Origin of the sequence: Saccharopolyspora hirsuta, from assembly GCF_008630535.1 — a bacterium.
Taxonomy (GTDB): Bacteria; Actinomycetota; Actinomycetes; order Mycobacteriales; family Pseudonocardiaceae; genus Saccharopolyspora; species Saccharopolyspora hirsuta.
In genome coordinates this window covers 189,830-206,054 of record NZ_VWPH01000011.1, presented here as the reverse complement: position 1 = coordinate 206,054, position 16,225 = coordinate 189,830, and the positions used below count along the sequence as shown (strand labels likewise).

Genomic DNA, 16,225 nt, shown 5'->3' with positions numbered 1-16,225 from the left:
GTCACGCACGCGTGGCGATCCGTACCCCGATCAGCCTGTGCCATGCTTCGAACCCGCTCCTCGCCGATGATCTGCCCGTACATTAGTGGGAATCATCGAGCTGGGTGCGGGCGGCTGCGCGCAACTATCCCGCCCCGCACCGGCGAGATCGGCCCTGACCTCGCACGACGTCCGGTGGCTCGGAACAGGTCCGGACGAGTACCGCGTCCCAGTGCGTGGAACTCCGCCCTCGTGCGGACTTCCGCGCTGGCGGCGATTCACATCGGGTCACCGGCGGTGACGCGGCGGAGAACCCCGCCCAGGACGGTCCTCACCGGTAGCGGATCACGTGCAGCGCCATCGGGTCCTGGTCGAAGGTGGGGTAGCCGTCCTCGGCGAGCGAGTCGATGAGCCGCACCCCGCCGTCCTCGTTGACCGCGACCAGCAGGTTGCCCACCGTTTCCCGGTCGCGGGAGTCACGGCGGCGCACCCACACCAGGGCCCGGGAGTCCGACGGCCCGTCGGAGATCTCCGTGAAGACCTCGCCCCAGTTGCGGTGCTCGGTCGAGCTCAGCGGCTCGCCCAGCTCCCGCAACGTCGGTTCGTACCACGCGGCAGCCGCGGGTGACGGCGGCGCGGCCAACCCGTCGCGGCGCGCGTTCCAGTCGGCCAGGTAGGACCACGGGTCGTTGTTCGGCAATCCGAACGGCGCCTCGCCCTCGTCCTTGGGCACCACCAGCGCCGCGTCGAGCATCTGGTCGTGCCAGTCGCCGGTCTCCTGGAAGCGCTGGGTGGTGCAGGCGAACAGCCAGCCGCGCTCGGTCTCGTCCGCCTCGCCGGGGTCCACCACCACGACCGGTTCCCGGTAGGTGTGCGCCAACCAGCTGTTCGCCTTCTCCAGCGCTGCTGGCAGGTCCGGGGCCGCCAGTTCCCAGGGCAGCAGGAGGTTCGACGGCTCGGCGACGATCGGGCGGTGGAACCGGGCGACCACGAGCTGGTCGATCTCGTCGTCGTCCAGCCGGGCCAGCGCTCCCCGCTGCCCGTCGAGGAAGACCGCGCGCCCCTCGTCGTGGAACCCGTACAGCAGGTGGCCGGTGAGCTCGGCCCCGCCGATCTGCCGCCGCAGCCACACCGCGGTGCGCGTGCCCGGCCCGCCCTCCACCAGCGTCGACGCCACGTCGTCCCACGTCGAGCAGGTGTAGACGTCGGCACCCGGGAAGTGCGCGGCGACCATCCGGTCCCACCAGCCCGGCGCCTCGTCCACCGGCGCCCACGGCAGAGCTGTGGCCGCCTGGTGATCCACTGCGGCGTCCGTCGCTATCAGGCACCCACGCGCGTTGACGCGCCAGCGCCAGGGCTGGACGTCGTCCGCGCCGGGGGTTCGCGCCGCGTTGAGCTCCTCGTCCAGCGGATCGGCGTTGGCGACCGGGAACGGCTCCCCGCCGTGCTTGGGCACCGCGATGGTGGCCGCCAGCAGCGGCCCGGCGGACCCGTCCGCGTACTCGCACCCGAACAACTGGGTCAACGCACCGTCGACCAGCGGCTGGTCGTCGGTGAGGGTGACCAGACCCCCGTACGTGCGGTCCAGCCACTCCGCGCCCCGGCGGGCGAGGTCGTTGCTCATCGTCACCTCGGTCACTCTCGTCCATGTGGCTCGCTGGCCTCCGCGCACCGCGGTCGGCACGTCCATCGTTGGCCCACCACCGGCAGGCCGGTACCCGCGCGGCCCGCCTCGCGGGGAAACCCCCACCACCCGCTACGGCAGCTCGTGCTCCTCCGGGTCCAGGTCGGAGTCCGCCAGCAGGTTGTCGACGTCCTCGAGGTGGTGCTCGGCTTCCGCGCGGCTGATGCCGTACCACTCGACGAGGTCCGCGGCGGTGCACGGATCACCGTCGTCCTCGGCCGCCCGCGCGTGGGCGCGAACCGCGTCGTGGATCACGGTGGTGGCTGCCTGCGGCGTGATGCCGAACCGGTTGACGAGGTCAGCGGCGGTGCACCGGTGGCCGCTCTGGACCGCTTCGCGGACGTGTGCCCGCACTGCGGCGGAGACCACCCCGTCCGCCCACACCTCGGCCTCGGTGGCCACCCACCAGTCGGCGAACCGGGCCGCCCGCGTCACGGGCGGTCCGGAACCCACCGCGCCAGCGATCGCGGTGCGCACGGCGTCCGCGAACGTCTCAGGCCCCGCGACGGTCGACGCGACCTGCGCGGCGGCTTCGTCGGTCAACAGCTGCTGGACGTCCAACCCGTCCAGGACGTCCTGCAACTCGACGGAGAACTCAGCTTCGGCGCGCATCAGCATGCGGTTCCGGTCCCTTTGCAGCCACCTCGCCATCCCGTACTTCTCGACCAGTGCCTTCGGGGCGATCCGCTCACCGCGAGCCGCCGCGTCGAGCACGTCCTGCTGCGCGACCGCGCTGACGTGGTCCTGCCACTCCTCCGGAGGTGCTTGGTGCATGGCTTCGACCTCCTCCCGCGAGTACGGCTCACCGGCTTCCGCGGTCACCTGGATCGCAGCGCGCAGCGCGATCCCGCGCATGTCCGCGGCCCACCCGAAGCTCTTGCCGAACCGGGCAACCAGTTCCTGCGGCGTGGTGGGAATCCCCAGCTCCATCGCATGAGCCAGGTGTTCGAGCGCGGCGGCATCGATCTGCTTCGAAGCCTCCGCACGGGTCAGCCCGTGCTCGGCGGCCAATTCCTCGATGCGGTGGGGCTTCCTGCGGTCCGCTGCCGCGCGGACATCGGCGCGGACTGCGGGGTCGACGCGCTCGCGCGCCTCCTCCCCGCTGAGGCCGTGCGCACGGGCGAGAGCCACTTCCGCGACCGACTCAGCCCGCGAGCGGCCTCGGCGGGCGGCATCGACCAAGGTCTCGGCGTACTCCTCGTCATCACCCATTCCGTACTTGCGGCTCAGCATCTCGACGATGTCGGTCTCGCTGCCACCCAGAGCCGCGTACGCATCCTCGATGACGGCCCCCTCGAGCGCTCTTGCAGCGAGATCTGGCGAGATCTGGAACCGACTCGCCAAACCATCCACTGTGTACGGATCACCGAGGGCCGCCGCATCGCGCGCTTCTGCTTTCGCCGCCTCGGTGACGAAACGCGTGAACTCCGCTTCGCCGAGGTTGTACCGGTTCATGGCGTCCTCGACCCCGTACGCCTCCCCGCGGGCCGCGGCGAGCCGGAACCCGGCCACGGCGGCCCGACCGCGCAATCCCAAGGCCCACGAGCGGTCCTGCCCGAACCGCTCGACCATCTGGTCCCACGTCAGAGGGGACGATGTCGCTGCCTGATCAGACCAGTACTCGAGCGCCGCGGCCTGGATCTGGTTCACGGCTCCGGCCAGGTCCAGGTCGTACCGCTCCGCCCACGTCTCGGCATCGGCGGGATCGCTGCGGTCCGCTGCCGCGCGCACCGCAGTGCGGGCGACGTCGGCGGCGTGCGCCCGCACCACTTCGAGGTCGATGCCGTGCTTCGCCGCCGCCAGGTCCAACGAGTGCCCGCGCGCCCCGTGCACATCGGCGTACACAGCCGCCACGATCGCCTGAGCGGCCTGCTCCGGGCTGATCCCGAACATCTCGGCCAGCTCCTCGGCGGGGTGGGGTTCGCCGTGGGCCGCAGCCGCGCTCGCCTCCTCGCGCGCGGCGTCGAGGACCACATCGGTCCCCCACCGGGTGACCAGGGAGAACCGCTCCGCCAGCGCCACGTCGGTGAGCGGTTCACCTCGTCGCGCGGCCTCGCGCACCTCGGCGCGGCCCGCGGAGTTGATCACCTCCCGCACCCGGGCCCGGTCCAGGGCGAACCGCCTCGCGACGTCCCGGTGCAGGCGGTTGGCCGTGGACGTCCTCGCACCGCGGAGCCGGGTGTACTGGACGACGGCCTCGTCGATCCGTTCGTCCGCCCACCGCGCAGCGGCGTCGACCTGCTCGGGCGTCGATCGCTCAGCGCCGAAGTACCGCGTGATGAGCGCGTTCGCGGCGACTCCTGCACGCCGCTCCCCACGCTTCCGCGCTTCGTGCACCGCAACAGCATCGATCAGCGCTTCGGCCTGCTCCGGGCTGATGCCGTACTTGCCGCCCAATGCCTCGAAGCTGTAGGGCGTCTCGTTCTCCGCCATCTCCTGCACGTCGCGGACCGCGACGTCGCTGAGCGCCCTGATCCCGTGCTGCCCGAACCGGCTCACCAGGTCGCCGATGTCCGGCACCCGGCCAGCGGCCAAGTCCTCCTCCACAGCTGAGCGCGCCGCATCCTCCTGGGCACCTGGCACGTGGTCCGGGCTCAGGCGCGCGTGCACGGCCGCGCGCAGCTCGTCAGCGAACCCGGCCGGGTTGGCGCTCCCGGTCTCCGCTGGTGCTCCGACCAGGAGGTCGGGGTCGAGCGCCACACCCTCCATCGGCTCCGCGCCGCGCACCGGCGACGGCTGGAAACCGACCACGTTGTGCCGCCCCACCTCGGGGATGGTCCCCCGCTGCGGGTCCAGGAAGCGGATCTTGCCGTCCGCTGACTTCTCGACCAGCACGGCGTGCAACACCCGGGGCGCGTCCGGGCGGCGCAGGAACACCCGGGCGAGAACACCCCGGCGCTGGCCCGCCATGTGCGCGACGACCCGGTCGTAGCCCGCCCGCACCTTGGGCCCACCGGTGATCGACCGGACCGCTGCCAGGTCGCCCGCGCCCGCCGCCACGGCCCTGCCCGTCGCAAGGGCCCGCTCCGCCGCGATCACCGACGGCACGCAGTTCACCACGTGCCCTGGCTCCCGATGCGCGTACCGGTGCGCGTTCACCGCCGCCAACTGCGGGAAGCGGGAGCGGAAGTACGCCGCGGAGACGACCTCGTCGCCGCCGAAGCTCGCAGCGGTGATCGAGAAGTCGGCAGGCTCCGCGACGTTCTCGCTGTACTCGGGGCCGGGTGCCACCAGCGCGTTGTACGTCGGGGGCTCCTCGTCCTCCGGTTCCGCCGCCACCGGGGTGTTCTGGCGGTGCAAGCCGAGCCGCTCGTCGCTGAACATGCCGAGGTGCGACCCGAACTTCCGCAGGAGGTCCTGGCGCGTCACCGAAATTCCCGCCCCGGAGGCCTCCACCACGTGGTCGGCCGCCGCGCTGCGGATCACGTTCAGGGCCTCGTGGTGCGGAAGTCCGTACTTCACCTCCAGGACAGCGGGGCTGTGCGGCGCCAGCCGATCCGCGGCCTCGCGCACATCGGCCACGGCGACGGCGTGCAGCCGATCTCGCAACAGGTGCTCGCCCACTCCGCGCTTCTCGGTGCGCTTCACCAGGTCCGCCAGCACGATCCGCCCGGTCCTCGCCCGCAGCTTCGCGCTCTCCTCCGCCACGACCGCCCGAGCGACCAGCGAAGGGTCGAGGTGGTGCTTGCTGGCCAGGGCGTGGATCGTGCCACCGCTGTCGAGCAGGTCTTCCCGCACGACATCGACGACCCTGTCGAAGCCCCAGCGGTCGGGCAGGAAGAACGTCTTCGCCAGCGACTGCCCATCCAGCGCGTGGCCGCGTTCCAGCGCCGCGCGCACTTCGGCGCGGGCCGCCACGTTGACCGCCGCCAAAGCGCGCTCCCGGTTCACCCCGAACTGCTCGGCCTCCAGCGCCAGCTGATCCGCCGTGAACCGTCGCAGTCCGCTGGGCGGCTCAACGCCGTACGAGCGCAGCCTGGTGACGAACGCGGCTTCGGCGCTGCTGGTTCGGCCGACCAAGCGCCCCAGGCTGGTCGCCCCGCTCCGCAGCGGTGCCCCGACGCGGGTGCCGCGGGCGAGGGGCTCTCCCCGCATCGGCGTCGAACCGAGTCTCGGAAGGGGCACGTACCCGAGCACGTCCTCCGGTCCGACAGCGGGGAGGGTTCCGCGCTGCGGGTCGCCGAAGACGACGTTCCCGCCCGGTTCCGGGCGGACGAGAACAGCGTGCAGCAGACCGCCCTCACCCGGCAGGAGCGCAGCCGCAACCGCGCGCTGGCCGCGCATGTGCGCCACCACGTCGGCTCGCGACGCGCGCACGGCCTGTCCTGGGCGTGCGCCGACGCGGTGCTCCAGCTCCTCGATCGGCATCGGGTCACCGGGCTCCGCCGCCACCAGCTGCCCGGTGGCCAGCGTCCGCTCCGCCGCGACGATCGACCGACCGCAGTTCTGCGTGTGCCCCCCTCGGTGCGCGTTCACCCCGCGCAGCTCCGGGAACCGGGCGAGGAAGTCCGCGCTGGGGTTCACGGGGGCGATCAGCGGGCCTCCGAACTCCGAGTCCGTTTCACTGCCCACCGTGGACGCGCTGGGGTTCGGCAGCGCGTAGAACGCCGCCCCAGCGGGCTGTGCCGCAGGCGGGTGGACGGGAACCCAGTCCCCGAAGCCGGATTCGTCGTCGGAATCCGCTGGAGCGTTGCGCGCATCCCGCACGTGGCGGCGAGCTTCGTCACCGCTCATGCCGAACAGCGCTTGGAGATCAGCGGCGACTTCCCGGTCTTCCGCACCGCTCTGGCGGAGCTGGCGCGCGATGGCAGGCACCGCAGCGCGAACCTCGGCCGTGGCCGCCTCGAGGCTGATCCGGTACCGCGCGGCGAGCACCGCCGGTGGCAGCGGTCGGTGATCCCGCACCGCCTCCTGCACCGCGCGGCCTGCCGCGACCGCGAGCCGACCGACCGCCCAGCCACCTGGGATGCCGTACCGCCTGGCCAGACGTGCAGCGCTGAGCGGCCTGCCCACGGCCGCAGCGCTCGTCACGTCGGCGAGCGCGGAGTCGTCGACGAGCCTGCGGAAGTCCGCCTCGTCGAGGTCGTACTTGCGGGCCAGGGTGGCGAACGTCCACGCTCGGCGGTTCCTCGCGGTCTCCAGCACGTCGGCGAGCGCGACCTGGTCGATCAGGCGGCGGCTCCCGGCCTCCGACAGTCGATTTCTCGCGAACAGGACGTGGCCGGGGCGGAGCGGCCGACCGAGTTCGGCCGCCCTGCGCACCGCGCTGCCCAGCACTCCGAGGCTGCGTCCGCGGTCGAGGTCGTACAGCTCCTGCAGGTCCTCGACCGCGCCGACGTCCGCGACTCCGAGCACGTGATCACCCGCAGCGGCCTCGATGCGCCCGGCCGCCCACCCGATGCTCCGCCCGTACCGAGCAGCCAGCTCACCAGCGGTCACGCGCTGGAGGACGTCCGCACCCGCCCGGACGTCCTCGACGGCGAGGGCATCGACGTGCCTGCCGATCGAGGCGGGGTCGATCCCGCTTCTCGTCAGCAACTCGCCCACCTCGGAGCCAACACGCCCCCGGGACGCGGACACCGCGGCGAAGGCAGCGCCCACCACCTGCCGCTGCGCCAGTTCGACGCTGATGCCGAACTTGGTCGCGAGCTCCCCGGCAGTGCGGCTGTTCCACCGGCCCACCGACTCCCGCGCTTCAGCGCGCACCGCTGCGGCGATGCGGGCGGCTGCCCACCGCCGGTTCGGAACGAACTTCTCGGCGAGGCTCTCAGCGGTGTGCGGGCGGCCGTTGTTCGCGGCAGCGCGGACGTCGTCCTCCACGAACGCCGCGATCCGCTCGGCCGCCGCCCGGTGCGGCACGCCGAACCAGTCCGCCAACTCCTCGGGAACGACGTGCGAGGTCTGGTCCAGGTCCGGGTAGTGCTGGTCGAAGCTGGCGGCCGTTCGGGCCATTGCTTCGGTGACCAGGCGCGGCGCGTCCGCCGCAGCGACGCCGAAGCGTTCGACCAGCTCACCGGCCGTCATCGGCGAGCCTGCGCCCGCCCGCGCCTGCGCCTCCACCACGGCGGCGGCGTCGATCAGCATCCTGGCCTGCGACTCGTCGACGCCGAGCGCTCTGCCGAGGGCGGCGGGAGCGAACCGCCCCCGCTCCCGGACCCGTTGGATCGCCACCGAGGCGATGGCTCGCAGGGCAACCCGCTCACCGAAGCGGCGGCCCAGAGCAGCGAGATCCGGCACCCGGCCGCTGTCCAGGTGGCGCGCCACCGCCGAGTGCGCCTCGAAGTGCGCGCCCGAGGCCCTGTCCGCCAGGTGGTCGTCGAGCGCGTCCCGCACGGCCTCAACCCGGACCCGGTCGCTCCGGCCGAACACGCGGCGGCCGAGCCGCTTCCGCAGCGCCCCCTCCGCCGGTGCGCCGACCTGGAGCGCTGGATCCAGCCGCTCGCCCGGCATCGACCGGGAGCCGAGGTTGGGAAGCGGCAGGTACCCGAGCACGTTGTGCGGTCCGGCCGCGGGGATGGTCCCCCGGTGCTGATCGGCGAAGACGATCCTGCCGCTGGAGTCCCGCTGCGCGAGGACGGCATGCGCCATGCCGTCCTCCCCGCGCACCAGCACACCGGCCCAAGCGCCGACTCCGTGCCCGCGCAGGTGCGTGACGACCTGGTCGAACTGCGCCTGCACGGCCTCCCCCCGCACATCGAGGCGCTCCTCCAGCTCTCCGAGCGGCATGGGGCCACCGGCGAGGGCCTCCACCACCAGATCACCCGACGCGGGGTTCAGCGTCTGCTCGGCCGCGATCAGCGATTCCGCGCAGTTCCTGGTGCGTCCTTCGGTGCGGTGCGCGTAGTGCTGCGCGTTCACCCCGTGCAGCTCGGGGAACCGCTCCCGGAAGAACCTCGCCGCCAGGCCGTCGTCCCCGCCGAAGCTCTCCGCGGTGATCACCGAATCCAACGGGGCGGTCTCGTCGTAGGCGGGCGGGACCGCCGCCGACCGGGCACCGGGGACGACGTCCTCGTACTGCGGCAGCACCCGTGGCTCGTACAGCGGGAGCGCGCCGATCTCGTCGCGGTACCGCTGTTCGATGTCGTCGACTTCCTCGTCGGTGTACTGCGTCTCGCGACGGGCCTGGACGTTGCCGTCCGCGTCGACGCTCAGCCAACCGCCGTTGTGCTCGACGGTGGGCCAGCGCAAGCGCTGCGCGTCCGGTTCCGCGAGCCGCACCGGTCGGGCTCCGAAGTGGACGGTCGTCGGACCGCCATCGGCACGAGCCGCGCGGGCCAACGCGAACTCCGGACGCGACCGGGGCGGGCCGTCGCCATCGGTGAGCAGCACCAGGTCTGAGTTCTGGTTGTGGGCGCGGATCTTGCGGAACTGGCTGAGGTCGCGGAGCAGCCGGTGGAAGGTCTCCGGGGTGACCAGGGCCGCGCGTTCCCCGTCGCCGCTGCGCAGCTGGATGCGGAAGTTGCGGCCCGAGACGTCGACCTTCACCCAGACCGGGTCGGCGCCCCACGGCGCCTGGACCAGCCGGGTTTCGGTGGCGCTGGACACCTCGGGGTCGGGACGCTGCTCGGTGGGCATCGTTCGGGCCACCAGGTCGACCGACTCGAAGGCGGCGTTCCACTCGGTCAGCTCGTCGACGGTCCCGCGCGGGGCGAAGTTCAGCAGGTTCGCCCGCCGCCGCGCGTTGAGCGACACCCTGGCGCGAACGTCCCGTGCGGAGAACTCGATCCGCTCACCGGTTTCCTGGTCGACCGCGGCCAGGGGTTCCGCGCTGGCGCTCGGAGCGCGCCCGGCGAGCGCGGCCTCCGCCTCCTGGATCCGGCGCACCTCGTCGTCGGAGTACCGGGTTCCGGTGAGAACGCGGTCGATCCGCCCGGACCTGAGGCGCTGCCAGCCCTGGTTGTCGACGACGGCTATCGCGGAACGTCCGCCGGTGCTCGGCCGACCGGGGATGAGCTGGGTCATCGCGCGGGGGACGAACACCTCGACGTCGTCGCCGCGGGTGAAGTCGAGCGCGGCATCGAGCTGATCGCTGCCCTGCTGGAGCAGCACGACTTCGCGGTGGCGGTTGTCGTCGAAGCAGCCCTTCTCCCCCGCGATGCGCTGGAACTCGGCTCCCGCGACCCGCACCTCGACGTCTCGGCCGTCCCGCTGGACCTGCAGCAGGTAGTGGCTGCCGTCTGTCTCGGCGAAGATCCAGGCCGGGTCGCGCCACGGTGCGTCGGCGTGGCCACCGGCGCGGAACCGGACCTCGTCCGGGTTCGCGGACCGCTCACCGGGCAGCGTCCGCATCACGTAGGGCATCCGGTCGAGCTTGGCCGCCCATCGCCGCACGGGATCGGAGTCACCCCGGGTGAAGTTGAACACCTTCTCCGCGCCAGCCGCGTTGAGCTCGCGCGAGCAGGTGACGTCGGAGGCGGTGAAGGAGATCTGCCTGCCCCGCGAGTCCAGCCCGGCGTACCGCACCTGCTCGGTGGCCAGCGCGGCGAGGTCGTGCTGGGCGTCGCTGCGGCTCAGCGTGGGCACCCGGCTGCTGGCCGCCGTCCGGCGCAGCTGCGGCCGCCCGCCCGCGCCGCTGCGGGCAGGCATCCCGACCAGCAGATCCGAGGCCAGGTCCCGGCCACCGAGCGGAGTGGTCCCGGTCCTGGTCAGCGGCATGAACCCGATGACGTCGAGCGGGTTCGGGTCGACCATCGTCCCCTGCTGCTGGTCGAGGAACCGGACCTGGCCGTCCTGCCCCTTCTCGGCCATGACCGCGTGCGCGAGGCCGGTCCCGCGGTGGAGGAAGACCGCGCCCCAAGCCCCGGTGTCCTGGGCGCCCATGTGCGCGAGGACTTCGGCGTGGTTCGCCTGCACGGCGGGGGAGCCGAAGCGGTCGTTCAGCGAAGCGACGGTCAGCGGGCCGCCCGCGGCCGCGGGGACCGTCGTGCCGCCGATCAGGGTCTGCTCCGCCGCGATCAGCGCGTGCCCGCAGTTCTGCGTGTGGTGCTCGGTGCCCTGCGCGTACTTCTCCGCGTTCACCCCCCACAGCTGCGGGTACCGCGCCCGGAACTCCGCGGCGGGTGACAGCCGCTCGTCGTCGGGCTCCACCTCCTCCACGATGGTGCTCAAGCGCCTCGGACGCTCGGTGTCCCTGGTGAGGTCCTCGGTCACCAGCACCTCGTCGGCGTCGAACCCGAGGTCGGTGAGGCCCTTGCGGTCCACCCACATCTCGATCGGCGCGTCGGGCCCGGTGCTCAGCCGCCGTCGCCACCGCTTCGGGACGATGCTCTCGCCGTACTTGGGGTAGACGTGCCAGTGCGGCACCGCCGAGACCTTGTACATCACCTCCGCGGTCGAGCTGGTCTTGGTCGTGGCGGACAAGCCGAGCTCGTGCGAGGTGTCGTGGCCGAAGTGCGCGGGTGCGGTTTCGACGACCTGCTGCAGGGGGCGGAAGTTCGCGCCGTCGATCGACGCTTCGCGGACCTGAGTGCTGAGGAGCGAGCCCGCCGCGAACCCACGTTGCGTGGTGGACGTGACGCTGCGCTCGGTCTCCCGCTCGCGGCCGAACGAGCGGACCTTGACCGCCCGCAGCACCTTCCGGCTCCTGAGGTCGGCGGTGATGACCACCTTGGACATCGGCGCACCCGGCAGCTCGACCTCGTACCCGGCCGTGGTCATGGCGTTCGGCAGGTGCGCGCGCATCTTGCCCACCGTCGTCTCCGACACCAAGCCCACCGCTTTCGGGCCGAGCGCGGGCCGGTCCCCGTCGCCGTCGGCGAGCTGCCGCAGCAGCGCGCGGAGCTTCGGCGCCTCGAACGGCCGCACGTGCACGATCGCGTCCGGGGTGAAGCCCGGCGCCCGGCGCTGGGAGGTGTGCCAGATCCGCAGCGAACCTCGCCGCTCGGCGAGCGGGGCCCGCTCCGGTTCTCCGGGGCGGAGCGTCTCCGCCTCCGGCACGGTCGTGCGCACGGCGTCGGCGACGGTGATCGGCCGGGCCCGCCACGGTTCGCCGAACGTCGCTGGCACGGCGGCCCACTTCGCGAGCACCTTCCGGTACGTCCCGGTGCTCGCGCGCGGGTAGACGTCGAGCTGGTCGATGATCAGGTCGTGCGCGAACTGGTGGTGCTTGCCGGTCTCCTCCGCGGTGACCGCGTCGGTGGTCTTCCGCTCGGTCTGGTATCCCTTCGTGCTGCTGTACGACCCGTAGGCGCCGCCCAGGATCAAGTTCGCGTGTTCGCGGGTCAGCGGGTAGAACACGCCGGAGACGCTGAACTCGCCCGAGGTGGCGAGCTCCTGCCCTTCCGCGTGCCGATGGGTGTCGCCGCGCCGGTTGGTGCGCTGCGCATCGATGGTGGTGTGGTACCGCCCACCTCCGAGCCTGCCCCGCACGACGACGAGCTGCTCGACCTTGCCGTACGGGGTGTCGGCCGTGGTCACCAGCGGCAGACCGCCGTTGATGATCTCCTCCACCGCCAAGGCGGAGTCCGGTGAGCTGAGCACCGGTGCCATCTCGCCGCGCAGCAGCGACTCGTTCATGACGTCGAAGTGGCGGATGTTCGGCGGACCGAGCAGCGTGTCCGCGTACCTGCGGAAAGCCGCCCGCACCCGGTCGACCAGCTCCTGCGACGCGGGCTGGAACCGCTGCGCGCGGAGATCCCGCTGCTCGCGGGACCACTCGCCCAACCCGGCGGCGATCGCCTCCGCCAGCTCGTGCCCCGCCTCCGGCCGGTGCAGGGCCACGTCACCGCTGCCCCGGCCGACGTTCGCCGGTGGTCGCACGTCGGGCGCCTCGCCCTGCCCGGTTCGCCGGCCGGCGGTCGGGTGGGTGGCGCGGTACCGCTCCGCGTCCTCCGGGGCCAGTGCGTCGAGGTCCTCCGGGGTCAGCTCGCCGACCTGGTCGATCTCGCTGGCCGGGACCCACATCTCCACCGATCCGCGAGCCCACTTCGAGTCGTCCTTGGCGTGGCCGTCGTGAACCGCGTGGAGGAGGTCCTGCCAGCGCCGCCGCACGGAGGTCCCCAACGTGTGGGTCGCCTCGTAGCGAACCAGGTAGCCCCGTTCGCGGTGGGTGGTCTCGGTGCTGCTCGCGGTCTCGTCCACGTCGCTCGTGGACTTCCCGCGCACGCGGTTGAACTCGCCGCTGAAGTCCGCGCCCACCATCAACCACTTCCGGCTCGGGAAGAAGAGCGTGATCCCGCCCGCCAGCCGTCCCCCGGTGGACCGCTTCTCGCCCACCGGGATCTCCGTGGAGCGCTCGGTGCTCCGGGTGAACGCGTGGTCGTCGTCGCGGCGCAGGACGACCGGATTGCCCAACCGGACCTCCCGGTCGACCCGCCCGAACAGCTCCCGGTTACCGGCCATGCCGCCGTGGTTGTGGGTCTTGAGCGTCGCCGACTCCCGGTGCACGGCGGCGCGGGCGAACCGTGCCACCTGGTGGGCCAGGCTCGTGAAGTTCTCCAGCGCGCCGAGCCCCGCGTTGCGCTCGCTCGCCACCCCCGGGTCGGGGCGGAGCAGCGCATCGCGGTGCTCGTCGAACTCCGCGGGCCGACGTCCGATGAACGGCAGCTTCAACCATTCCCGCCAACGACGGGTCCGGGGCGCCCGCAACATGCCCGCCGCGGTCGGCAGCAGTTCGGGAGCTGGTTGGTAGTAGTCCAGCTCGGCCCCGGCCGCCAGGTGCCCCTCCCGCTGCGGGGCCGGTGGCCGCCCGCTCTGCCAGCCGGTGGCCCTGCTCGGCTCCGCACCGGTCCTCGGGAGTGCCTGCCCGGGCAGTTCGGGCACCGACACGTGGACGGTGCCGACCAGGTCGTTCACTCCGCCTTCGGCCAGGCCCACCTGCTCGCCCGGCGACGACCAGGTGCCGCCGATGCGGACCTCGAAGTCCGTCGGGTACTCGTACTCGCGCAGCGGCCGGTCGGGGGCCAGCAGCGGTTTGTGGGCGGCCTTCTGCTTGACCGCCCGGCTGGACTGGATGCTCTTGCTCCTGGTCAGGCCCTTGATGGTCGGCCACACGATGCCGTCGAGCCCCATCCCGGCGATGCCCGTGGCGGTGCTCTTCTCCACGACCGCCCCGGACTCGCGCTCGTGCCCGGCGGAGAGTTCGGCGCTCCCGCTCCGCCGGCCGCCGCGGTCGACCTCCGTCCCCTCGGAGTCGCGCATGGTGCCCTTGAGGAACACGTCGGGCGCTCCGCTCACGTACGAGCTGAGCGGGAACCTCGCGCCGCTGCCGCGGGTGATCTCCCAACCGTGGTCGCGCACGAACGCCCGGAACTTCGCGGCGACCTCCGGCAGGTCGCGCACCGGGACCTGCCCGTTCGAGGCCAGCTTGGACAGGGCCGGGCCGACCAGCACGTCGACGGTGGCTTCCGGCAGGTGGTAGCGCGCGCCGACCCGGTCCGGGGCCTGCTGCCGGTGCTCGGCCGCTGGCGTCCGCCCGGTGCTCCCCCGCTGCGGAGCGGCGCTGGAGACCCAACGGGCATCGCGCGGTGTGGACCACAACGTCACCGCACCCGGCACCTTGACCGCCTCGCGCGGACCGTCCGGCGATTCCTTCGCCCCGCTGGTCCGCTCGCCGTCGTGGCGCTCCACGAGCACCAGGTAGTCCAGGCGTCCGCGCTGCTTGTCGAGGGGGCCGGTGTACTTCGTGGTGTGCTTGCTGCCGTAGCTCTCCTTGATGGCTGCGCTGACCTTGCTGCTGCGCGCCTCCTCGCGGGTCGGCCCCAGGACGATGCCGCTCACCCCGGTGATGTCGCCACCCGCCACGAGCAGCGCGCCACCGGACTTGCGGGTGACCGACTCGTCCACAGTGGTCTCCCCGAGCACCTCCTCGGCGTGCTCGACCGTTCCGTCGACCTTGGGCAGCGGGCGCACCTCGCGCAGCTGACCCGCACCGACGGCGACCTCGACCGGGGAGTCGATTCCCTTGAAGGCGAAGGAGTTCCGGACCAGCTGGCCGCGCAGCAGCGGGCCGTGCTCGCCGTCCAGCCCGGCGAGCCACTCGCGGAACCGGCGGGCCTCGGGGTCGTTCACCGCGAAGGGCTTGCCGAGCTGGTCCTGCACCGCCTGGTGGATCCCGCCCGTGCCGGAGAACTTGGCCAGCTCGACGGTGTCGGGGTGCACAGGCGTCGCCGCGTGCGGCTCGGCCTGCACGGACTTCAGCGGGACGTCGATCGGCAGCTCACCGCGCGCCGTGGTCACCTCGCTGCCCACCCGGTGCGCTGGCTTGCGGACGGTGATCTCGATGGTCGCCCGGTGCCGACCGCTGCGCTCCGGCGAGTCCACCTCGGTGATCTTCGTCGTGCCCCGGTGCTCAGTGGCCGAGCTGAGCCCGGAGCCCCGGGCGTTGGCGGACAGGCCATCGATCCGGCCCTGGACCACGGCGTAGGGCGTCGGCACCCGGAACTGGAAGGGGGTGGCGGTCGTGCTGGCCCGGCTGCTGGCCGTCGCCCTCCGGACCGGGGACTTCGCCGCGTCGACAGACGCATCAGCCGAAGCACCGCGCAGGTCGGCCGCCCCGGACAGCTCGGTCACCGCGAGGGTCACCTCGTGCCCGCGGCCAGCGCGCTCGCCGAAGTTCCTGGTGAACAGGCCCTCCAGCAGCTGCGGCCAGCCGTTGGAGAGGTTCTCGTCGGCGAAGGCGAGGTCGATGGATTCCGCCAGCGCCTCATCGGCCTCGGCGAGGTCCTTGATCCGCGCCCGCAGCGCCGCACCGTCGATCGGGCCGTCGAGCTGCCACTGCTCTTCCCGGGCGAGCTCGGCGATCTCGCCGGAGGGGGTGTGCACCGGGTTGAGCACGTGCGCGTCGGCGTTGAGCGCCTGGACGGAGGCGGCGAGGCAGTTGGTCCGGTGCCCGGGAAGCGCCGCGTCGTGCGCGGCCTTGTTCACGCCCAGCAGGTTCGCGAAGCGGCGCTGCACGAACGACTCTCGCGCCCGATCGTCCTCGAAGGACTCCGCGGTGACGACATCTGACCGCTGCGGTGCGGTGCCGGTGGCGACCGCCGAAGCGGCCCCGCCGAACCCAGCAGGTCTGGTCGCGTCGTAGGCCCATCGCTTCCGCGGCTCGGACAGGGTCTCGTGGGCCTCGTTGATCTCCTGGAATCGCTCGGTCGCCGCCGCCCTGTCCGCCGGTTCCACCCGGTCCGGGTGGAACCTCAGCGCCAGCCTCCGGTACGCCGCAGTGATCTCGCCCGGGCTCGCGTGCCGATCCAGCCCCAGCACCGCGTAGTGATCAGGCTGGCCCGCGGTGCGCGTTCGGCGCTCCCGCTCCTGGTCCCACTCACGCTGTCGCTCCCGAGCCCGCTCCCGCTCACCCGCGTTCTGGCCCTCCCACTCGCGCCGGGCCCGCTCCTGAGCCTGGTCCCACTCCTCCTGCGTGCGGCGCGCGTCCTGTTCGGCTTCTCGGTCCAGGCGCTCGCGTTCGGCCTGCTGCCAGCGCCTTTCCGCTTCCTGCTGCTGTCGACGCGCTTCGTTGCGCTGCTGGCGCTGCTGGTCCCGCTGCCTGCGAGCTGCCTCGGCGCGCTCCCACTCGAGCTGGTCCGCCGCTTCCTGCCGTTGGCTCGCCAGAAGCCGTTCCCGCAGCTCCTC

At 72.6% G+C, this 16,225-nt stretch carries 2 protein-coding genes (1 of these 2 only partly in view); both read right to left on the bottom strand.

What is annotated here, in order from left to right:
- Nucleotides 1-310: 310 nt before the first annotated feature.
- Nucleotides 311-1,603, bottom strand: a complete 1,293-nt coding sequence (locus F1721_RS23795; RefSeq protein ID WP_150068978.1) for a YrhB domain-containing protein — start codon at nucleotides 1,601-1,603, stop codon at nucleotides 311-313.
- A 132-nt stretch (nucleotides 1,604-1,735) separates the two neighbouring features.
- Nucleotides 1,736-16,225, bottom strand: the 3' portion of a protein-coding gene (locus F1721_RS23790) for a DnaJ domain-containing protein (RefSeq protein WP_150068977.1). Its footprint extends 13,752 nt past the window's final position; the window shows 14,490 of its 28,242 coding nt (coding positions 13,753-28,242); its start codon lies off the right edge, out of view; it ends in the stop codon at nucleotides 1,736-1,738.

Coding starts and splice junctions, on each gene's coding strand:
- F1721_RS23795 (WP_150068978.1), bottom strand. CDS start 1,603: ATGAGCAACGACCTCGCCCGCCGGGGCGCGGAGTGGCTGGACCGCACG.